This is a genomic window from Micromonospora sp. U56 (assembly GCF_018070095.1).
Classification (GTDB): domain Bacteria; phylum Actinomycetota; class Actinomycetes; order Mycobacteriales; family Micromonosporaceae; genus Micromonospora; species Micromonospora purpureochromogenes.
The window spans coordinates 1-20,260 of sequence record NZ_JAGPYL010000004.1 but is presented as its reverse complement, the minus strand read 5'-3'; the positions used below and the strand labels follow the sequence as shown (position 1 = coordinate 20,260).

The window sequence follows — 20,260 nt, the reverse complement described above, 5'->3', positions numbered from 1 at the left end:
GGTCACCACCGATCGGCTGCTGACGATCGCACCACGACGACGGCCATCCCCCGGCCTCAGCGGTCGAGCCGACCCATGCGGAAACAGCCGGTCCCCCCGGCCCTGACATCTGGAGCTCACCCACTCATGCGATCTCGCGTGACCATGGTGCTCGCCGTCCTGGCGGTCCTGCTCGGCGCCGGCCTGCTGGTGCCCACCGCGTACGCGAAGCTGGCCGGCGACGGCAGCGGCCTCGGCGGCATCGGTGGCGTCGGGGCGGAGCAGGTCCCCGCCCCGACGCCCACCCCGCCCCCGCCGCCGACGCTGGCCGCCGGCCCGGTCTCGGTGAACTTCAGGGGCGAGTTCTTCGGCTGGGCCCTGATGGACCGGAAGACCGGAAAGATCTCCGGCTCGAAGAACCTGGCCTCGACCAGCTCGACCGAGTCGATGCTCAAGGCCTGGATCGTCTCCGACTACCTGCGCCAGCTCGGCGACAAGGAGCCCTCGGCCTCGCTCAAGAGGGACGCGAGCCTCGCGATCCGGGACAGCAACGACGACGCGGCGAACCGGGTCTACAAGGCCGCCGGCGGCTCGTACAAGGTGCCGGCGGGCGGGCAGCCCGGCCCGGTGGTCAAGCGGGCGATCAGCATCTGCGGCCTCACCGACACCAAGCGCGGCAGCGTGGCCACCTACGAGGGCTGGTGGAGCTTCACCCGGATGTCCCCCCAGGACGCGGTCCGGCTCGGCGACTGCATCGCCGACGGCAAGGCGGCCGGCCGGAAATGGACCAAGTGGGTGCTCAACGAGATGGCGCAGGTCCGCGGCAGCGTCAAGGTGCAGCAGGCCAGGTCCGGCGGCGGCAAGTGGGGCATCGTCGACGGCCTGCCCGCCGAGATCAAGGCGCAGGGCCCGGTCGCCATCAAGAACGGCTGGACCCCCCTCAGCTACGACGGCAACTGGCACGTCAGCTGCCTCGCGGTCACCGACAAGTGGAGCCTCGCGGTGATGCTGCGCTACCCGCAGAGCAGCAAGCTGGAGTACGGCGCGAAGGTCTGCGCCAGCGTCGCGACCCAGCTGGTCACGCCACAGCCCGGTGCGGCGCTGAAGGTGCCGCAGCAGCCGGTCGGGAAGCTCTGATGGCCGGCAGCCGCCGTGGTGGCCGGCGGAACGCCACGCCACTGACGCTGGCCGCCGTCGCCGCCATCCTGATCGGCGTGGTGCTGGTGGCGCTACGGCTGCTGCCCGGCTCACCGCTGCAGTCGGCCGCCGCCTCGCACTGGGGCGAGCCCACACCGGACCGCTCCACCGGCCAGCCCACCGATCGCAGCAACCGCCCGAAGCCGACCCCGTCCCCGACGCCGTCGCTGGAGCCGCTGCCGTTCGCGGACCAGCAGATCGACCTCGACATCAAGGGCTGGTACGCCTGGAGCGTGCTGGACACCCGGACCGGGAAGATCATCGGCTCGGAGAACATGGACAAGACCAGCACCACCGCGTCACTGATCAAGTCCTGGATCGTCGCCGACTACCTGCGCAAGGCCGCCGAGGCCGGGCAGACGCCGAGCGACGCCAAGCTCGCCGAGGCCACCCGGATCATCCGGGACAGTGACAACACCCTCGCCGAGAAGTTCTACAACAGCGTCGGGCGGTCCCCCTCGATCAAGCGGATGGTCTCCATCTGCAAGACCACCGACAGCGGTCCGGCCGCCGACGGCGGCTGGAGCCGGACCAACCTCTCCCCCCGGGACACCGCCCGGCTGGGAGCGTGCATCAAGGACGGTCGCGCGGCGGGCCCGAAGTGGACCAAGTGGCTGCTCGCCGAGATGCGCCAGGTCCGTGGCACCGGCGACTTCGGCATCCGCAAGGCGTTCCCGGTCGCCGAGCGGAAGACCATCGCCATCAAGAACGGCTGGGTCGACCGGACCCGGGAGCAGGAGATGCACATCAACTGCCTGGCCATCGGCGACAACTGGACGATGGGCGTGATGCTCCGCTACCCGGTCGGCATGGGCTATGAGTACGGCATGAAGAACTGCCAGAAGATCACCGAGGCGGTGCTCCGCCCGGCCACCTGAGCCGGCTTCCCGCCGTTGCGCCGATGTGGCGGTGTCCCCTCACCCGGGACACCGCCACATCGGCGTTCTGGTGTCGATCAGCCCGGCGGCGCGGTCAGCCGGCGAAGAACTCGGGACCGCCGTCCGGCAGCGCCGGGGCCTCGCCGATCGCCGCGGCCCGCCGGGCGAACTCGCGGAGCCCGGCCACCTGCCGCTCGCCGAGGGAGAAGTCGAGGGTACGGAAGTACGTGGCGAGGGTCGCCGCGTCGAACGGCTCCCAGCGGGCGGCCGACTCGGCCACCTGGTCCAGCTCGGCCAGGCACAGGTCACGGGAGCGCAGGAACGCCTCGTGCACCTCCTTGACCATGCCCGGGTGGGCGGCGGCGAAGTCGCGGCGTACCGCCCAGACGGCGAAGACCATCGGCAGTCCGGTCCACTCCCGCCAGGCCTGCCCGAGGTCGGTGACCTCCAGCCCCCGACGCGGGGCCTCGTAGAGCGCGCGCAGCGCCACGTCGCCGATGAGCACGCCCGCGTCCGCCTCCAGCAGCATCTGGGTCAGGTCCGGCGGGCAGCGGAAGTAGTCGGGGCGGACGCCGTACCGCTCGCCGAGCAGGAGCTGGGCGAGGAGCACCCCGGTACGCGAGGTGGAGCCGAGCGCGACCCGGCCGCCGTCCAGCTCGGTGAGCGGCTTCGTGGAGACCACGTTCACCGAGAGCACCGGCCCGTCGCTGCCGACCGCGAGGTCGGGCAGGAGCAGCAGCTCGTCGGCGTGCCGCAGGTACTCCACCTGCGAGATCGGCCCGATGTCCAGGTCGCCGGCGACCAGCGCGGCGCTCAGCCGGTCCGGCGAGTCCTTGTGCAGGTCGACGTCGAGCAGCGCGCCGGAGCGCATCAGCCCCCAGTAGATGGGCAGACAGTTCAGGAACTGGATGTGCCCGACCCGGGGGCGCGCCACGCGTTCAACCATGACCCGACCGTAGCCCCGTGCTCCGCGGCCTGCTCAGCGGCCCGGCACCGGAGTGGCCAACTCCGCATCCACCGCCCGCCCACCGGGCTCGGCCGCCGCTGCCGGCTCGACCGGGCGGACGGCCGATCCCGCGCGCCGGACGGCGCGGACGACCACGGGCACGAAGGCGAGCACGACCAGCAGGCCGGCGACCCCGGCCACCGCGATCAACGGACGCGGCGGCAGCACCGCCAGCAGTGCGCCGCCGGCCAGGTACCCGGCCATCGAACCGCCCTGGACGGCCGCGCCGTAGGTGGCGTAGGCCCGGGCGCGCAGCGCCTCGGGGGCCCGCCGGGCGGTCAGCACGGTGGCGAAGACGTTCTCCCCGCCGTTCGCCGCGCCGCCCACCAGCCAGAGCGGGACCAGCAGTCCGGCCGCCGGCACGGCGGAGGCGAGCACCACCATCAGGCTGCAGCCGCCGAGGGTGGCCAGCACCCCGTACACCAGGGCGCCGTCGTCGTCGAGCCGGCGGGCCAGCCGCGCGGCGAGCCAGCTGCCCGGCAGCATGCCGGCCATCCAGGCCGCGCCGACCAGCCCGTAGATGGTGGCCGAGCTGTCCAGCGTGTCGCGGATGAAGAACACCTCGATCACGTTGATGCCGCCGATCGCGGCGATCACCGCGGCCGTGGTGACGACCATGGCCAGCAGCAGCGGGTCGCGGCGCAGCCGCCAGGCCGGCGCCGGTCCGGTGGTGGTCGCGGCCGTGGCGGTCACGGTCCGCCGGCCACCCCGGCGGGTACGCAGCAGCACGCCGGCGACCACCAGCGCGAGGTAGCTGACGGCGTCCAGCAGCAGCGGTACGCGGGTGCCGAACTGCCCGACCAGCAGCCCGGCGAGCACCGGGCCGGCGAGCGCGCCGAGGGAGACGGCGGTCTGGTTGACCGCGCTGGCCCGGGGCAGGTCGTCGGGGCGCACCATCGCCGGCAGCAGCGCGGCCAGGCAGGGCTGGGTGACCGCGAGCCCGCAGGCGAGCAGCGCGACCAGCCCGATGACCAGGACCGGATGCTCGGCGAAGGCGAGCAGGGCGCAGAGCGCGGCCTGCACCAGCCCGACGCTGACCAGCAGCCGGCGGCTGTCCACCCGGTCGGCGAGCCGCCCGGCGAGCGGGGCGAGCACCACCAGCGGCAGGGTCGCGGCCAACAGCAGCCCGGAGACGGCGAGCCCGCTGGCGCCAGCGGCCTGGAGGGCGAGTGCGAGCGCGGTGGCGGCGAGGAAGTCGCCGCAGATGGTGGTGCCGCGCGCGGTGGCGGCCAACCAGACGTCGGACCAGCGCGAACCGCCAGATGCGAAGGACATACTTCGAAAATAATCCTTCACACCTGATCGAATCAACCCCCTACGCCAACGGCACCACCTTGTACTGCACCGCCACCGACCGCGCCCCGGCCGGCGGATCGGCCTGCCGGTTCCGCTGCCGGTACGGCCGGAGCAGGGCCAGCACCGCCTCGTTCAGCTCGGCCAACTCGGCGGCGGTGAGCAGCAGCATGCTGTCGCTGAACAACGCCACGTCGTACCACTCGGGAGGCTCACCCCCGGCGCGCCGCAACCAGTCCCGGGTCCGCTCCATGTCCCGGGCGGCGTGCGCCTCCACCAGTGCCTGCTCGGCGGCGCGGGCTTCGGGGCCCGCGTCCTGGCCCGGGTCGACGAACCAGTTCTGGCTGAACGTGCGCCAGAGCCGCTCCCGCGCGTCGCCCCGGCTGGGCGCCTGCTCCACCAGGCCGGCCTTCGCCAGCGCCCGCAGGTGGTAGCTGGTCGCGCTCGGCGACATGCCGACGACCTCGGCGCACTCGGTGGCGGTCGCGCCGCCCTCCCGGGTGTTCAGGTGTTCCATGATCGCGATTCGGGCCGGATGGGCCAGCGCCCGCATCACCTGCGGGTCGCTGATCGTCATCCGGCGCTGCTCGGGCCGCGCCTCCGTCATCCCCCCATGATCCCGCCCCGCCGCCCGGCGGGACCAGCACCGGTCCGTCCCGCCCGACACGGCCTGCCGCTCCGCGCCCCTGCCGACTGCCCGCACCCACCGGCTGGGTCCTCCCAGCACGCTGTGGACCTGATGACGTGAACGACTCACCGGACCGGGTGCCGTCACGACTGTCGCCCGCGCCGTGCGATGCCAAGGCCGTGCCGAGCCGGGGCCGAGTCGTTTGCGACATCAGCTCCACAGCGACGTGCAGCGCACCGCAACCTCCCGACGGCCGGAGCTGCCGCCCGGCTCCGGACGCCGGCCAGTAGCTCGGGCGCAGGCGCCGGGCCGGCCGGCGCGGCATGTGCGACCGGGGGTCGGCGTAAATGCGTGGCCGCCGCCAACGGTGAGGCGTAACGTGGAGCGCCGCGCGCGGACCGCGCGCCTTCCTCACCGGGCACAGCCGGTACCGCGTCTGACGGAGCGCCGGGCGGCCCAGGTCAACCGATCACACGAACGCCACCGGAAGGTCGCCTCGGATGACCCGTGCCGCCACGCCCACCACCGACCCCGTCCGACCCTCGACAGCCGCCGACAGCGACCCGGCCGACGCCCTGGCCGCGCAACTCGCCGCCGAGCGGGCCCACCTGGACACCTCCCGCGCCGCGCTGCGCCGGATGCGGGAACGCGCCGAAGCCCTCTTCGCCACCGGCGACAAGGTCGCCGGTGACGCGTACACCGCCGAGCAGCTCGGCCGGCACATGGCCCGGCGGGTCAAGGAGCTGGCCGACGACCCGACCACCCCGCTCTTCTTCGGCCGGCTCGACTTCGGCCACACGGACCCCGACCATGCCGGACGCGAGTACCACGTCGGCCGGCGGCACGTCACCGACGACCGGGGCGAGCCGCTGGTGCTGGACTGGCGGGCTCCGATCTCCCGGTCGTTCTACCGGGCCAGCGCCCGGGACCCGCAGGGCGTCGCCGTCCGGCGGCGGTTCGGGTTCAGCGGCGGCGCGCTGACCAGCTTCGAGGACGAGCACCTCGACCGGGGCGAGGAGCTGGGCACGGCCAGTCGGATCCTCACCGCCGAGATCGAGCGCCCGCGCGTCGGCCCGATGCGCGACATCGTCGCCACCATCCAGCCCGAGCAGGACGAACTGGTCCGGGCCGACCTGGCCGACTCGATCTGCGTGCAGGGCGCGCCGGGCACCGGCAAGACGGCCGTCGGGCTGCACCGGGCCGCGTACCTGCTCTACCTGCACCGGGAGCGGCTGCGCCGCTCGGGAGTGCTGATCGTCGGGCCGAACCGGGCGTTCCTGTCGTACATCGCGGCGGTGCTGCCGGCGCTCGGCGAGGTCGAGGTCGAGCAGGCCACGGTCGAGGACCTGGTCACCCGGGTGCCGGTGGGCGCCGTCGAGCACCCCGCCGTGGCCACGCTGAAACACGACGTCCGGATGGCCGAGGTGCTGCGCCGGGCCGTCGACGCCCACATCGGCGCGCCCACCGAGCCGATCATGGTCTCCGACGGCTCGTTCCGCTGGCGGATCGGCCTCGACCCGCTGCACCGGCTGGTCGAGGAGACCCGCCGGGAGGGCCTGCCGTACGCCACCGGCCGCGACCGCGTCCGGGCCCGGGTGGTGGGGCTGCTGCAACGCCAGGCCGAGGCGCGCCGGGCCGAGTCACCCAGCGACGCCTGGCTGCGCCGGATGGCCAAGGCCCGGCCGGTCACCGCCTTCCTGGACGCGGTCTGGCCGGCGCTCACCCCGGAGGGGCTGGTGCACACGCTGCTCGGCGACCCGCAGGCGCTCGCCGCCGCCGCCGACGGGCTGCTCACGGCGGAGGAACAGGCGCTGCTGGGCGGCACCGACACCACCGCGCGGACCGGGACGAAGCTCGGGCGCACCCCGCGGACGACGAAGTGGACCGCCGCCGACGCGGTGCTGATCGACGAGGCCGCCGGCCTGATCGAACGGCCCGCCGGCTTCGGGCACGTGGTGGTCGACGAGGCGCAGGACCTCTCCCCCATGCAGTGCCGGGCCATCGCCCGGCGCAGCGAGCACGGCTCGATCACCCTCCTCGGCGACCTGGCCCAGGGCACCGCCCCGTGGGCGGCCACCGACTGGCGGGAGTCCCTGTCCCACCTGGGCAAGCCGGACGCGGTGGTGGTGCCGCTGAGCGTCGGCTTCCGGGTGCCGGCGGCGGTGGTCGCGTTCGCCAACCGGCTGCTGCCCGCGCTCGCCGTCGACGTACCCCCGGCGCGGTCGCTGCGCCGCGACGGCGGGCTGGACGTGCGTACCGTGACCGACCTGGACGCGGCGACCGTGGCCGAGGTGCGGGCGGCGCTCGCGCACGACGGTTCGGTCGGCGTGATCGCCGCCGACGACGCGGTGGACCCGCTCCGCGCGGCGCTGGCCGCCGCCGGTGTACCGACCGCCACCGCCGACGACGTCGAGACCGCGGCGCGGGTCACCGTGGTCCCCGCGACGCTGGTCAAGGGCCTGGAGTACGACCACGTCGTGGTCGTAGAGCCGGCCGCGATCGTCGCCGCCGAGCCGCGTGGCCTGCATCGCCTCTACGTGGTGCTGACCCGGGCAGTGTCCCGGCTGGCCGTGCTGCACACCGCGCCGCTGCCCACCCCGCTGACCGACCCGGCCGGCTGAGGGTCGCCGGTACGGCTGACCTTTCGTCCGTTTCCCCCGCATCCGACGGCGGGACGGTGCCAGGATGCCGGCAGGGCGTGCCGTCGACGGACGCCACCGGCGGAAAGGGGCCATCGTGAGCGGCGTCGAGCCCGGCACGCCCTGCTGGGCCGACCTGGCCACCCCCGACCTGGAGGACGCGAAACGCTTCTACCCCGAGCTGTTCGGCTGGACCGGCCGGGTCTCGCCGCAGCCCGAGGCGGGCGGCTACACCATTTTCCTCAAGGACGGCCGGGCGGTGGCGGGCGCGGGACCGCCGGCCACCCCGGACCAGGTGCCGATCTGGTCCACGTACGTGGCCACCGACGACGCCAACCTGGCCGCCACCCGCGTCGAGTCGGCGGGCGGGCAGGTGCTGGTCCCCCCGTTCGACGTCTTCGACCAGGGCCGGATGGGAGTCTTCGCGGACCCGGCCGGCGCGGTGTTCAGCGTCTGGCAGCCGATGGCGATGAGGGGTGCGGAGGTGTTCAACGTCCCCGGCGCGATGTGCTGGAACGAGCTGGTCACCCCGGACCCGGAGGGTGCCAAGGCCTTCTACGAGCTGGTCTTCGGCTGGCATCCGGAGGACGAGCCGATGGATCCGGTCCCCTACACCGGCTGGCGGTGCGGCGCGCGGATCGTGGCCGGCATGATGCCGCCGCTCGGCGACGACTTCCCCGCCGACATGCCGGCCTACTGGTCGGTCTACTTCGCGGTGGCGGACACCGACGCCACCGCCGCCCGGGCCGCCGCGATCGGCGGCACCATCCTCGTCCCGCCCCGGGACATCCCCCAGGGCCGCCTGGCCGCCCTCCGCGACCCACAGGGCGCCCTCTTCTCCGTCATCACCCTCCCCTGACCCCGCTCTCGGCGATCCGGGACGCCGAGTCGCCGGTCCGAGGCGGTCTCAGGACCGCGCGGGGGGGGGGGGGTCAGTGGGGGCGGATCGGCACCACCAGCGGGCCGTGGTCGCCGTCGATGACGCGCACGTGGGCGCGGTAGTACGTGGCGAGGAGTTCCTGGGTGAGCACCTCGCGGGGCGGACCGGCGGCGACCACCCGGCCGTCGGCGAGCAGCACCAGCCGGTCGGCGTACTCGCCGGCGACGGAGAGGTCGTGCATGGTGGCGAAGACGGTCAGCCCGTGTGCCCGCCGCAACTGGTCGACCAGCTCCAGCACCTCCTGCTGGTGGCCGATGTCCAGCGCGCTGGTCGGCTCGTCCAGCAGCAGCAGGGTGGCGCCCTGGGCGAGCGCCCGGGCCAGGAAGACCCGCTGCCGCTCGCCGCCGGAGAGGGTGGCCAGCTCCCGGCCGTGGAACGCGGCCAGGTCCAGCCGGTCCAGCACCTCCCGCACGGCGGCCAGGTCGGCGGCGGACTCCCGCCCCAGCGGCGGGATGTACGGGGTGCGGCCGAGCAGGACGTAGTCGAGCACCGACATCCCGGCCGGTACCACCGGGGACTGGGCGACGGTGGCCACCACCCGGGCCCGCTCCCGGGGGCGCAGCGCGCGCAGCGGCGTACCGAAGAGGGAGACGGCGTGCGGCGCGGGCAGCAGGCCGCCGACGGCGCGCAGCAGGGTCGACTTGCCGGCGCCGTTCGGGCCGATCACGGTGACCCACTCGCCGGCCGCGACGGTCAGGTCGACCCCGGCGAGGATGGGCGCGCCGCCCAGCCGCACGTGCAGGTCGCGGACCTCGACGGCGGGCGTCACGACAGCACCCGCCGGGAGGTGCGTAGCACCAGGACGAAGAACGGACCGCCGAGCAGCGCGGTGACCACGCCGATCGGGATCTCGGCCGGGGCGGCGACGGTGCGGGCCACCACGTCGGTCAACGCCAGGAACGCGCCGCCGAAGAGCATCGACAGCGGCAGGATGACCCGGTAGCTGGACCCGGCGAGCAGCCGCACGGTGTGCGGGACGATGATCCCGACGAAGCCGATCAGCCCGGAGGCGGAGACCGCCGCCGCGGTGCCGAGCGAGGCGGCGGCGATCAGCAGGTAGCGGGAGCGCTGCGGGTGCAGCCCGAGGCTGGCCGCCTCGTCGTCGCCGAGCGACAGCACGTCCAACTCGCGGCGGTGCAGCAGCACCACGACCGCGGTGAGCGCGAAGTACGGCAGGACCAGCAGCACGTCGTGCCAGCCGGCGGTGGCGAGCCGGCCGAGCAGCCAGGAGTAGACCAGCTGGATGCTGTCCGAGTGCCGTTGCAGCAGGTACGTCTGCCCGGCCGAGAGGAACGCCGAGACCGCCACCCCGGCCAGGATCAGCGTCGCCGGGGACCGGCCGCGCGCGCCGGCCACCCCGAGCACGTAGGTCATCGCCACCGCGCCGAGCGAGCCGACGAACGCGGCCAGCGGCACGGTCAGCGACAGCCCGGTCAGCGCCGCACCGGCCGCGCCGAGGGAGATCACCGCAGTGACCGCCAGCCCGGCGCCGGCCGCCACGCCCAGCAGGTACGGATCGGCCAGCGGGTTGCGGAACACCCCCTGGTACGCGCCGCCGGCCAGTGCGAGCAGCGCGCCGACCAGCAGGCCGAGCACCACCCGGGGCAGCCGCAGCTCGGTGACGATGGCGATCTCACCGGCGGTCAGGCCGCTGTCCAGGTGCACCCCGGGCAGCAGGTTGAGCAGTTCGGCGGCGACGCTGCCGGGCGGCAGGCTGACCGGGCCGAGCGACACCCCGGCGACCACGGCGACCAGCACCGCGACCCCCCCGGCGGCCAGCCAGCGCCGGCGCAGCCCGGCCGGCCTGGCCGTACCGGCGGTCGCCGGCTCGGTGACCGGCGGCGCGGCGGACGGCCGGCCGGGACCCGACGCCGAGGCCGGGCCGGCCGACCCGGGGCCGGGGGGGTGGCGGGAGACGGGCACGCCGGTCGGCCGGGACGCGTCGGGCGTCCCGGCCGGTCGGGGTCGCGTGGGTCGCACGGTCACCGGCGGCGAACGGTCACGCCGGCACCTTGGCGACCGCGTCGACGACCGTGCGGAGCTGGTCGACCACGCGCGGACCCCAGCGCGAGGCGATGTCGTCGTCGAGGACGACCACCTGGTTGTTCTTGACGGCGCTGATGCCGGCCCAGCCGCTGCGGGCCTTGACCGTCTCCGGGGTCTGCTGGCAGCACTTGGTGTCGGCCAGGAAGACGAAGTCCGGGTCGGCCTTGACGATCACTTCCTGGGAGAGCTGCGGGTAGCCGCCGTTCTTCCCGTCGGCGTCCGAGGCGTCGGCGATGTTCTCCAGGCCGGCGAGGGCATAGATCGAGCCGATGAAGGTCTTGCTGGTCGCGGTGTAGAGCTCCGGGCCCAGCTCGTGGTAGTAGGTCAGCTTCTCCGACCGCTGCGGCAGGTCCTTGACCAGCTTGGCGATGTCGTCCTTCATCCGCTTGGTGACGTCGGCGGCCTCGGCCGGGTGACCGGTCAGCGCGCCCAGGTCGGTGATCTGCCGGTAGGAGTCGTCCAGGGTGGCCGCCGCCGGGGTGAGCAGCACCGGGATCTTCAGCGTGGTGAGCTGGTCGACGATCTTGTTGGTGTCGTTGGAGAGCACCACCAGGTCGGGCGTCTTGGCCGCGATCGCCTCGGCGTTGGGCTGGAAGCCGGACAGGTCGCTCTTCGGCGCCTCCGGCGGGTAGTTCGAATTGTCGTCGACGGCGGTGACCTGCTTGCCGGCGCCGATGGCGAAGAGCATCTCGGTCGCGCTCGGCGACAGCGAGACGATCTTCTCGGGGCGCTTCTCCAGCGTCAGCTTGCCGACCGTGACGGGAAAGGTGGCCGCCGCGCTGCTGCTGCCGGCGGCGGGGGTGTCGTTCGAGGTCTTCTCGGCGCAGGCGCCGAGGGTCAGTGCGGCCACCGCGAGGGTCGCGGCGAGCAGCCGGGGGGTACGTCCGGACATCTGTCCTCCTGTCGGTCGAGGAGCGTGGTGCTTCGCCGACAGGAACCTGGGCGCCCGTCCGCGAGGCGCCCTTCCTCGAGAGCGCGTGTCGCGACCACCGACGCAGGCGACCTGGCTCGTCCCCGCGCGGGGCGGGGCATCACAGTTGCGGGACAGCGCCGGTTTCGCACCGGCTTCGCTGCGGTTGGTCGGAGCCACGGTAGCGCACGACCAGCGGAGATCGTCCGGACGGGAGGGTGGGTGGGGCCCCGCCGGAGGCGGAACGGGACCCCACCCGGCTGTCAGGAGCTGGTGATGGTGATGTTGTCCACAGCCGCCTCGACAAGGCTCGCGCCGGAGGCGTCCGCCGCCTCCACCACGATCCGCACCGACTGCCCGGCGTACGGGGTGAGGTTGAGGTTCGCCACCGCCCAGGCGGCGTCCCGATCGGTGGCCGCACCCGCCTGGTTGAGCAGCGTGCTGGTGCCACCGTTGTGGATCACGCCGACCCGCAGGTAGTCCGCCGACGAGGCGTTCGACCCGTGCGCCAGGTACCAGGCCAGCGAGAGGGTGAGCGTGCCGGTGGCCGGCAGGGTCACCGCCGGGGACCGGGCGCTGGTCACCCCGCCGTCGACGTCGTGGTCACCGGCCGCGGTGCCAGCGAGCCGGCCGGTGACCAGGTCGTTGGCGCCGGCGTACGGGACGAGCTGCTTGGCCCCGGAGGAGTTGGTCGCCTGGGCGGCGCCCCGCTCCCAGACCCCGGTGGTGGCGGTGTCCGTGCCGGCCGGGTTGGTGGTCCAGCCGGTGGCCGTCTCGAAGGTGTCCGACCAGACCGTGGTGCCGCCACCGCCGCCGCAGTACTGGGACTGCTTGCCGATCGCCCGGTACGGGCAGTCGGCGTACTCGGAGAGCAACAGCACCGCCTCCCGGTTGCGGGAGGTCTGCGCTCCGATCACCTCGTCCGGCGGGTAGAAGCCGCCGCCGGTGGCCGAGCCCGGGTACATCTCGAAGGTGTACGCCCAGATGCCGTGGGCGCCCCACATCCAGTCGATGCTGGTGCCGTCGGCGATGTAGAGGTCGCTGGACTGCTCCGGGGTGTAGCCGTTGGTGTTCGCCATCTGCTGGCCGATGGTGGCGAAGGTGCTGTACTGGTCGGCGCTCATCCCGGTGGGGGTGTTCGCGGTGGTGTAGCCGAACGGCCAGAGCACCAGCTGCGAGTAGGTGTGGAAGTCGATGTTCGCCTTGATCTGCTGCGTCCCGCCGACCACCCGGCTGTTGACGAAGTTGCGCAGCGCGCTGGTCTCCGGGGCGGAGAAGGCGGACGGGCCGCGGTAGGTGTCCGACGAGGTGCTGCCGGACGAGCCGCCGCAACAGCCCCACTGGTAGGACCAGTTCCGGTTCAGGTCGGTGCCGACATAGGTCGATCCGCTGTTGGGCTGCCGGTTCTTCCGCCAGGAGCGGTACGAGCCGGTGGCGATGTCGTACTCGCTGCCGTCGGGGTTGACCGTCGGGACGATCCAGATCTCCCGGGAGTTGACGACGTTGGTGATCCGGGAGTCGCTGCCGTAGCTGTCGGTGAAGAGGTTGAGCAGGTAGATCGCCATCTCGACGGTCAGGTGCTCCCGGGCGTGCTGCTGGGCGTTGAAGAGGATCTCCGGTTCGTTCTCGTCGGTGCCGACGTTGTCGGAGATCTTCACCGCCATCAGGTCGCGGCCCTCGTACGACGTACCGATGCTGATCTTGCGGGCGATGGCCGGGTGGTCCGCGACCGCCTGGTTCACGACGGCGGTCAGCTCCGCGTAGTCGTGGTAGTTGGAGTCGGCCGGCGGGAAGGCGAGGGTGCCGGCCTCGTCGTGGGAATGCGTCGGCGCGGGGTCGGACTCCAGCCGGAAGCCCAGCCGGGTGATCGCCGCCGCCTCGGCCCGGGTGGCCGAGACGTGCAGCACGCCGTGCTCGGAGTAGTCGATCGCCGCGCCGGTGCGCGCGACGGCGTTCCGGTCGGCCAGGGTGCGTGGTCCGAGCACCCGGTAACCGGCGGCGGCCGGTTCCGGGTCGGGGGCGGGTCGGGCGGAGACCGGCCCGGCGGCGACGGTGACGAGGCCGAGCCCGACGGCGACGGCCAGCGCCAGCCGGCGGCGGAGTGGGGACGTGCGGAGGGCCATGGACAACCTCCTCGGGGTACGGGAGATCCCGTTGTCCGCACACTTCACCAGGAGTCACATGGTCATATCAACATTCATCACTTCCATGGTCCATCTCAGCCGGATCCTCCCGCCGGCAATAATTTTCCATGTCCGGACATCTGGCGGAACTTCCCTCCGAGCGGGACAGTGAACGGCAACCATTCCTCACCTCGCGGAGTTGCCATGGCCAGCAAATCCCTGCGCGCCGTCGCCCTCGCCGGCGTCGCCGCGCTCACCCTCCTCGGCACCGCCGTTCCGGCCCAGTCCGATCCGGTCACCGCCCTCGTCCACGACGAGCAGATCACCTGGCAGGACTGGACCAGCGACACCGACTGGGCGACCGGCGACGCCGCCGGCACGGTGGTCACCGCCGCCGGGCTCAGCCTCGGCACCCCGGTCGGCACCACCGTCTACAAGGACCCGCACGACAAGAGCAAGCGGAGCTGGGCGTACGGCACCTGGACGTCACCGGTGACCGAGGTCGGCTTCGACGCCACCGAGCTGGTCACCTCCTGGAACGCCGACACCCCGGCCGGCACCTGGATCCAGGTCGAGCTCCAGGGCACCTACACCACCGGCACCCACACCCCCTGGTACGTGATGGGGCGCTGGGCCTCCGGCGACGCCGACATCAAGCGGACCACCGTCGACAAGCAGGGCGACAAGACCTCGAGCATCTGGACCGACACCTTCGCCATCGACGACGCCGCCGCCGGGGTGCTGCTGCGGGCGTACCAGCTGCGACTGACCCTCTACCGGCACCCGGCGGGCACCGCGTCGCCGGTGGTCCGCACGGTCGGCGCGATGAGCTCGCACGTGCCCGACCGGTTCACCGTCACTCCGAGCGCCGGCGGCATCGCCTGGGGCACCGAGCTGGCCGTGCCGCGCTACTCGCAGAACATCCACTCCGGCCACTATCCGGAGTACGACGGGGGCGGCGAGGCCTGGTGCTCGCCCACCTCGACCGAGATGGTCGTCGAGTACTGGGGCCGCAGGCCCTCGGCGGCCGACACGTCCTGGGTGGACCCGACGTACCCGGACCCGACGGTCAACCACGCCGCCCGGATGACCTACGACTACCAGTACGACGGCGCCGGCAACTGGCCCTTCAACACCGCGTACGCGGCCACCTTCGCGGGGCTGGAGGGGCGGGTGACCCGGCTGCACTCGCTCGACGAGCTGGAGCGCTTCATCGCGGCGGGCATCCCGGTGGTGACCAGCCAGTCCTTCCTCGCCAGCGAGCTGGACGGGGCGGGCTACGGCACCTCCGGGCACCTGATGGTGGTGGTCGGCTTCACCGCCGACGGCGACGTCATCGCCAACGACCCCGCCTCGTCCAGCAACGAGGCGGTCCGGAACGTCTACCAGCGGGAGCAGTTCGAGCAGATCTGGCTGCGGACCAAGCGGACCACCGCCAGCGGCGGCACCGGCAGCGGCTCCGGCGGCATCGCCTACCTGATCAAGCCGACCGACGTGCCGTGGCCCGTTGTCGCGGGGTCCACCAACTGGTGACGGCCGGCACCGACGCGACGAGCCCGGCACGAGTTCCGTGCCGGGCTCGTCGGTGGGGCTTGTTCGGTAGGGGCTCGCCGGTCAGGGCGGGCCGTCAGGATTCCTGGCCGTGGCTCAGCGCGACGGGGCGAACGTGGTGGGCGGAGCGGACGTCTCGTCGGCGGTCCGCCGCCGGCGGACCATCCGGACCACCATGACCACCCAGGCCACCGCGGCGACCACACCGGCCAGGGTCAGCCCCGTGGCCAGCAGGTACGTGGATCCGCCCGTGGTGGAGAAGACGCCCTTGCGGGCGCCCGTGTCGCGCGCCGGGGCCGCGTCGCCCTGGGCCAGGCCGTCCGGCGCGTCGTAGAGGATGACGTCGGTGCGCCGGGCACCGCCGTCCGTGGCCACGAAGTCCCCGTGCCACTCGCAGTTACGCCGTGAGCATTCCTCGTTCACGGCCGTGAAGGTTCCCGCCGTACCGCTGCCGCCCTTGGCCTGCCAGGCCGGCACGAGGTCGGTGGCGCCCATCATCAGCCCGATGGCGGCGATGACCGGCAGCCCGATCCAGACGAAAACCTTCGTCCGCCACCCGTTGATCTTGTCCATGGCGGCAGACCCTAGCCGGGCCGCCCCGATTTCGCTGCCCCGTCGCCGGCTATCCCTCGCGGTGCGGGTCCGCCTGGTCGGGCTGGTCGTCGCCGGCCAGCGCCGACCGGAGCCGCTCCTTCTCGGCGCGCCGCCGCTCGGCCGCGAGGGCCATCTCCTCGGCCATCTCGTCCCGCCAGCCGCGCAGCAGGAAGAACGAGGCGGCGGCGGAGAACGCCAGCGCCAGCATCAGCTTGAGGAGGACGTTCATGTCGACCGGCCAGAGGGCCAGCACGACCACCACGAACAGCCCGATCCGGCCCAGCGTGTACTTGACCGCCGCGCTCACGTTTCCACTCCGTTCTCCGCCGCCGGGGTGACCCGGGTCGGGTTCAGCCCGTGCGTCGGGCCAGCCAGTGCACGCCATGGAACCAGAGCACCGCGTACACCAGGGTGAACGCGAGGGCGGCCAGGCCGCCGGTGAGCAGCGGCGCCAGGCCGCCCGCCACCCCGGCGACCAGCAGCCCGCCGACCACCGCGACCACGGCGGCGACCAGCGCCGCCACCACCCGGGCCGCGCCGAACTCCCAGGCCCGGAAGTCGTCCCAGTACAGCCACGCCGGCAGGATCACCGCCAGCCAGCCGTTGGTGCGCCCGAACTCCCCCGCGCCGATCGACGCGAAGGCCCAGTCGAACAGCACCAGCGCCAGCAACCCGATCACCCACCCGGCGAGGCTGACCCCGAGCAGGTCGCCCAGGGTGAGGACGCGCCCCTCGGCGTCCCGCCGGGGGAATCCGCTCCGCTGCTCGGTCATGGTGCTACGAGGATACGGCCGGGTCAGGCCCAGACCTGCTGGGGCTCGGAACGCCGCTCGGCCAGCGACGGGGCCTTGTCGTACTCCCGGACCACGTTGTAGCGGGTGTCCCGCTCGACGGGCTGGAAGCCGGCGTCCCAGATCAGGTGCAGCAGGTCGTCCCGGTGCATGGTGTTCGGAGTGCCGTACGAGTCGGCGTCGTGGGTGATCTTGTATTCCACGACCGAGCCGTCCAGGTCGTCCACCCCGAAGTTGAGCGACAGCTGGGCGACCGAGAGGCCGTGCATCACCCAGAAGCACTTCACGTGCGGCACGTTGTCGAAGAGCAGCCGGGAGACCGCGAAGGTCTTCAGCGACTCGGCCGGCGACGCCATCGTGGTGCGGGCCTGGATCCGGTTACGGATCTTGCCGTCCGCCGAGTCGACGAAGTCGTGCTGGTAGCGCAGCGGGATGAAGACCGCGAAGCCGCCCGTCTCGTCCTGCAGCTCGCGCAGCCGCAGCACGTGGTCGACCCGGTGCCGGGGCTCCTCGATGTGGCCGTACAGCATCGTCGACGGGGTCTTCATGCCCTTCGAGTGGGCCAGCCGGTGGATCCGCGACCAGTCCTCCCAGTGGCACTCGTGGTCGACGATGTGCTGCCGGACCTCCCAGTCGAAGATCTCGGCGCCGCCGCCGGTCAGCGACTCCAGGCCGGCGTCCATCAGCTCGTCGAGGATCGCGTCGGCGCTCAGCCCGCTGATCTTCTCGAACCACTGCACCTCGGTGGCGGTGAAGCACTTGAGCTTGACGTTCGGCAGCGCCGCCTTCAGCTCGCGCAGCACCTTTGGGTAGTAGCGCCACGGCAGGGTCGGGTGCAGGCCGTTGACGATGTGCAGCTCGGTGAGCTGCTCGTCCTCCATCTCCTTGGCCTTGCGTACGGCCTCGTCGATGCGCATCGTGTACGCGTCCTTCTCGCCCGGCTTGCGCTGGAACGAGCAGTACGCGCAGGAGGCGGAGCAGACGTTGGTCAGGTTGAGGTGCCGGTTGACGTTGAACATCACCCGGTCGCCGTTGAGCTCGGTACGGCGGTGGTGGGCCAGCCGCCCCAGCCAGGCCAGGTCGTCGCTGTCGTAGAGCGCGATCCCGTCCTCCCGGGTCAGCCGCTCACCGGCGTACACCTTCGCTTCGAGCTCGCGCTTGAGTCCGGCGTCCATCGAAAGCCACGTCCCTTCCACCTGTGTCCCGGTCGAGCCTACGTCGGGCCCCCGACGAGCCGGCAGCACGGGCACCGCCAGCGACGTACTTCACCGGACTCTCAGGTTCCCGTGACCGGGCGACGCATCGACATCGCTGCCTCGGTGCGGTAAGACAGGGTGGGGCGCGACACACACTGGTTGGTAGCGTCCCGGTCGCCGCGCCCACCGTGCGCGGCACGAGCGCGCCGGACGGGGAGCGGAATGGTCGACAGCGGGCACGGGCGACGGCAGCGACGACGCAGGAGCCCGGTGATCTCGCCGGTGCTGCGTCCCGCGCTCTGGTCGGCCCTGCTCGGCGCCGTCGCCGCGATGGCCCTGGCCACCCCCGCGTACGCCGAGCCGGCGCTGCCCAACGCCGTTCCCGACACCGGCTCCCGCCCGGTGGCCACCGGCGGCCTGCGCCTGCCCGGTGCCGCCCCGGGCCTGTCCGGCGGCGTGACCGGCGGTGTGACCGGCCTGCCCACCGGCGCGCCGACCCTGCCGGTCGGCGGGGTCGTCGCCAGCCCGCTGCTGGCCCAGATCACCGCCCTCGAGACGCAGAACGGCCAGCTCGGCGACCAACTGCTCGGGCTCCGCCAGCAGCGCGACGACGCCCGCACGCAGCTCACCGCTGCCGAAGGCGAGCTGGCCCGGGCCCGCGACGCCCTGGCCGCCGCCCAGCAGCGCGCCGACTCCGTGGCCGCCGACGCCTTCAAGGCCGCCGCCGCCCGGCCGCCCGGCGGGATCGCCGAGGACCTCGAGGGGCTGAGCCGCCTGTCGCGGATCTCCCGCGGCGAGCAGGCCGAGGGCACCACCGCCGCCGCCGGCGAGCTGTCCCGGACCCGCACCGCCGAGCAGGTCGCCACCCAGGCGGTCGCCTCCGCGCAGGACCGGGTCCGCCGGGCGGAGGAGCAGTTCACCGCGGTGGAAAAGGCGCTGCGGGAGAACGAGCGGAAGCTGGTCAAGCTCCGCGCGGACAACCAGGCCGAGCTGATCGAGCTGGAACGGCAGCGGGAGGCCGCCGAGCAGAAGCTCGGCGCCGCGTACGTCGAGGGGCAGAGCGCCACCGGCCTGATCGCCAGCCCGCAGGCCCTCGCCGCCGTCCGGTACGCGCTGGCGCAGCTCGGCGACCCGTACCTCTGGGCGGCCGAGGGGCCGGACCGGTTCGACTGCTCCGGCCTGATCTGGGCCGCGTACCGGTCGGCCGGCTACTACGACCTGCCCCGGGTCTCCCGCGACCAGTACTACGCCACCCGGGCCCGCTCGGTGGACCGCAGCGCCCTGCTCCCCGGGGACCTGCTCTTCTTCGCCTCGGGCAGCAGCTGGACGACAATCCACCACATGGGGATGTACATCGGCGGCGGCAAGATGGTGCAGGCACCGTCCACTGGCGACGTCGTCAAGATCTCCACGGTCCGGTGGTCCGGCCTGTACGCCGCCACCCGGGTCGTCGGGGCGGTACCCGCGCCGGCCACCCCGCCGCCGCCCGGCACGCCCGCCACGCCGGCCCCCAAGCCGACGGGGTCGACGTCGCCGAAGCCGACCACCCCGGCGCCGAAGCCTTCGCCCACCTCCACGAAGGCGCCCACCCGGCCGCCGACCACGCCCACCACGCCGCCGGCGTCGCCGTCGCCGTCGCAGAGCCCGTCGCCGTCGCCGAGCCCGTCGTACTCGGGCGCGCCGAGCCCGACGACCAGCAGCGCGCAGCCGAGCACCGCGCCGAGCAGCCTGGCCCCGGAGAACAACGCCCCGGCGTCGACCTCGGCCTCGGCGAGCACCGGCGCCTGACCCGGCACGACCCGGCCGATACCCGCCCGGTACGCGCTCCGGCTGTGCCGGCGGGGAGGAATGTGGCACCGTGACATCCAGGCACACCCGGCCCGGTGTCACGGGTGCGGGTGCGAGCGCGGCGCGGAGGGCGAGCATGGGCGAGCGACAGATTCCGGCGGAGACCGTCGACCGCGGATCCGTGCCCGAACCGGCCGCCACGACCGGACGCTCCGAGGTCGACGGGCCGCGGGCGGACGGGGCGTCGAGCGCGCCCGACGCCGCCCCGGCCGCACCCGATGCCTCGCCGGCCGCCCCCGACACCGGACCGGCAGCCGACCGCTCGGAAGGAGGCGCGAACGCGGACGCCCCGCCGGCCGGGTCCCAGCCGCCGCCGTCCGCCACGCCGGCCCGCGCCCGGGCCAGCGTCGCCACCGTGACCGCGCCACCGCAGGACGGAGGCGTGCCGGGGCCGCCCGCCGCCGGCACCACCTACCAGGCCGGCGCGCCGGAGAGCGCCCGGGCCGGCGGGGAGAGCGCCGCCGACCGGGCCGAGGGTTCCGGCTGGGCAGGCGTCCCGACCGACTCCGCGCCCGTGGTGGGCGCCGCGCCGGTACCCGGACAGCGCGGTGGTAGCTCGACGCCGGGCACCCGGGCCAGCGCCTCCGTGCCGGGGCTGAGCCGGGTCTCGGCCGAGGAGGCCGCCGCCGGCACGGTCGCCC

17 protein-coding genes, 1 pseudogene and 1 riboswitch are annotated in these 20,260 nt (G+C 73.5%); of the genes and pseudogenes, 7 read left to right on the top strand and 11 right to left on the bottom strand.

Annotated features, from left to right (window positions below; all coding sequences use genetic code 11):
• The first annotated feature begins 126 nt into the window (after positions 1-126).
• Together KBX37_RS03285 and KBX37_RS03280 are read left to right on the top strand one after the other, a co-directional pair.
• Positions 127-1,116 carry a hypothetical protein gene (locus KBX37_RS03285; protein ID WP_210774438.1) on the top strand — a complete coding sequence of 330 codons (990 nt, stop codon included), beginning with the start codon at positions 127-129 and terminating at the stop codon, positions 1,114-1,116.
• Positions 1,116-2,054: a hypothetical protein gene (locus KBX37_RS03280; RefSeq protein ID WP_210774437.1), complete on the top strand. Its 939-nt coding sequence runs from the start codon at positions 1,116-1,118 to the stop codon at positions 2,052-2,054. Before KBX37_RS03285 ends, KBX37_RS03280 begins: the two co-directional genes overlap by 1 nt.
• Positions 2,055-2,148: 94 nt before the next feature.
• Here KBX37_RS03280 and KBX37_RS03275 read toward each other — a convergent pair whose 3' ends face one another.
• From KBX37_RS03275 to KBX37_RS03265, 3 genes are read right to left on the bottom strand one after another with little or no spacing between them, the layout of a single operon-like run.
• Positions 2,149-3,000 carry a menaquinone biosynthetic enzyme MqnA/MqnD family protein gene (locus KBX37_RS03275; protein ID WP_179802732.1) on the bottom strand — a complete coding sequence of 284 codons (852 nt, stop codon included), beginning with the start codon at positions 2,998-3,000 and terminating at the stop codon, positions 2,149-2,151.
• A gap of 33 nt (positions 3,001-3,033) precedes the next feature.
• Positions 3,034-4,335, bottom strand: a complete 1,302-nt coding sequence (locus KBX37_RS03270; protein ID WP_210774436.1) for an MFS transporter — start codon at positions 4,333-4,335, stop codon at positions 3,034-3,036.
• A 40-nt stretch (positions 4,336-4,375) separates the two neighbouring features.
• Positions 4,376-4,960, bottom strand: a complete 585-nt coding sequence (locus KBX37_RS03265; protein WP_210774435.1) for a helix-turn-helix transcriptional regulator — start codon at positions 4,958-4,960, stop codon at positions 4,376-4,378.
• Positions 4,961-5,481: 521 nt separating this feature from the next.
• Here KBX37_RS03265 and KBX37_RS03260 point away from each other — a divergent pair.
• Entirely contained in the window at positions 5,482-7,602 is a 2,121-nt protein-coding gene (locus KBX37_RS03260) for an AAA family ATPase (protein ID WP_374103640.1), read from the top strand.
• Between the two features lie 115 nt (positions 7,603-7,717).
• Positions 7,718-8,479: a VOC family protein gene (locus KBX37_RS03255; protein WP_210774434.1), complete on the top strand. Its 762-nt coding sequence runs from the start codon at positions 7,718-7,720 to the stop codon at positions 8,477-8,479.
• A 73-nt stretch (positions 8,480-8,552) separates the two neighbouring features.
• Here KBX37_RS03255 and KBX37_RS03250 read toward each other — a convergent pair whose 3' ends face one another.
• From KBX37_RS03250 to KBX37_RS03235, 4 genes are all read right to left on the bottom strand, one after another.
• On the bottom strand, positions 8,553-9,329 hold the full coding sequence (locus KBX37_RS03250; protein ID WP_154940402.1) for an ABC transporter ATP-binding protein: 777 nt from the start codon (positions 9,327-9,329) through the stop codon (positions 8,553-8,555).
• The gene (locus KBX37_RS03245; RefSeq protein WP_247656967.1) at positions 9,326-10,354 is read right to left on the bottom strand and encodes an iron ABC transporter permease; all 1,029 of its coding nucleotides are present in this window, start codon (positions 10,352-10,354) and stop codon (positions 9,326-9,328) included. The genes KBX37_RS03250 and KBX37_RS03245 overlap by 4 nt, the downstream gene beginning before the upstream one ends.
• A gap of 205 nt (positions 10,355-10,559) precedes the next feature.
• Positions 10,560-11,498: an ABC transporter substrate-binding protein gene (locus KBX37_RS03240; protein ID WP_210774433.1), complete on the bottom strand. Its 939-nt coding sequence runs from the start codon at positions 11,496-11,498 to the stop codon at positions 10,560-10,562.
• A 110-nt stretch (positions 11,499-11,608) separates the two neighbouring features.
• Positions 11,609-11,672, bottom strand: a riboswitch (cobalamin riboswitch).
• Positions 11,673-11,779: 107 nt separating this feature from the next.
• Positions 11,780-13,639 carry a M14 family zinc carboxypeptidase gene (locus KBX37_RS03235; protein WP_210774432.1) on the bottom strand — a complete coding sequence of 620 codons (1,860 nt, stop codon included), beginning with the start codon at positions 13,637-13,639 and terminating at the stop codon, positions 11,780-11,782.
• A 204-nt stretch (positions 13,640-13,843) separates the two neighbouring features.
• Between KBX37_RS03235 and KBX37_RS03230 the strand changes: the two genes are divergently transcribed.
• Positions 13,844-15,172 carry a peptidase C39 family protein gene (locus tag KBX37_RS03230; protein ID WP_210774431.1) on the top strand — a complete coding sequence of 443 codons (1,329 nt, stop codon included), beginning with the start codon at positions 13,844-13,846 and terminating at the stop codon, positions 15,170-15,172.
• Positions 15,173-15,286: 114 nt separating this feature from the next.
• On the opposite strand, the gene KBX37_RS03225 is transcribed toward KBX37_RS03230, so the two are convergent.
• The 4 genes from KBX37_RS03225 to mqnE are packed head-to-tail and all read right to left on the bottom strand — an operon-like array spanning position 15,287 to position 17,750.
• Positions 15,287-15,763: a hypothetical protein gene (locus KBX37_RS03225; protein ID WP_210774430.1), complete on the bottom strand. Its 477-nt coding sequence runs from the start codon at positions 15,761-15,763 to the stop codon at positions 15,287-15,289.
• 49 nt (positions 15,764-15,812) lie between these two features.
• On the bottom strand, positions 15,813-16,091 hold the full coding sequence (locus KBX37_RS03220) for a DUF4229 domain-containing protein (protein ID WP_210774429.1): 279 nt from the start codon (positions 16,089-16,091) through the stop codon (positions 15,813-15,815).
• A 43-nt stretch (positions 16,092-16,134) separates the two neighbouring features.
• Complete coding sequence (locus KBX37_RS03215) at positions 16,135-16,557, bottom strand: hypothetical protein (RefSeq protein ID WP_210774428.1); 423 nt, start codon at positions 16,555-16,557, stop codon at positions 16,135-16,137.
• A gap of 23 nt (positions 16,558-16,580) precedes the next feature.
• Positions 16,581-17,750, bottom strand: coding sequence for an aminofutalosine synthase MqnE (gene mqnE, locus KBX37_RS03210; protein ID WP_210774427.1), 1,170 nt, complete (start codon positions 17,748-17,750; stop codon positions 16,581-16,583).
• A gap of 243 nt (positions 17,751-17,993) precedes the next feature.
• Here mqnE and KBX37_RS03205 point away from each other — a divergent pair, with 243 nt between their 5' ends.
• Together KBX37_RS03205 and KBX37_RS03200 are read left to right on the top strand one after the other, a co-directional pair.
• Positions 17,994-19,559 carry a C40 family peptidase gene (locus tag KBX37_RS03205; RefSeq protein ID WP_210774426.1) on the top strand — a complete coding sequence of 522 codons (1,566 nt, stop codon included), beginning with the start codon at positions 17,994-17,996 and terminating at the stop codon, positions 19,557-19,559.
• Between the two features lie 136 nt (positions 19,560-19,695).
• Positions 19,696-20,260: pseudogene (locus KBX37_RS03200) on the top strand (hypothetical protein); the annotation flags it as partial.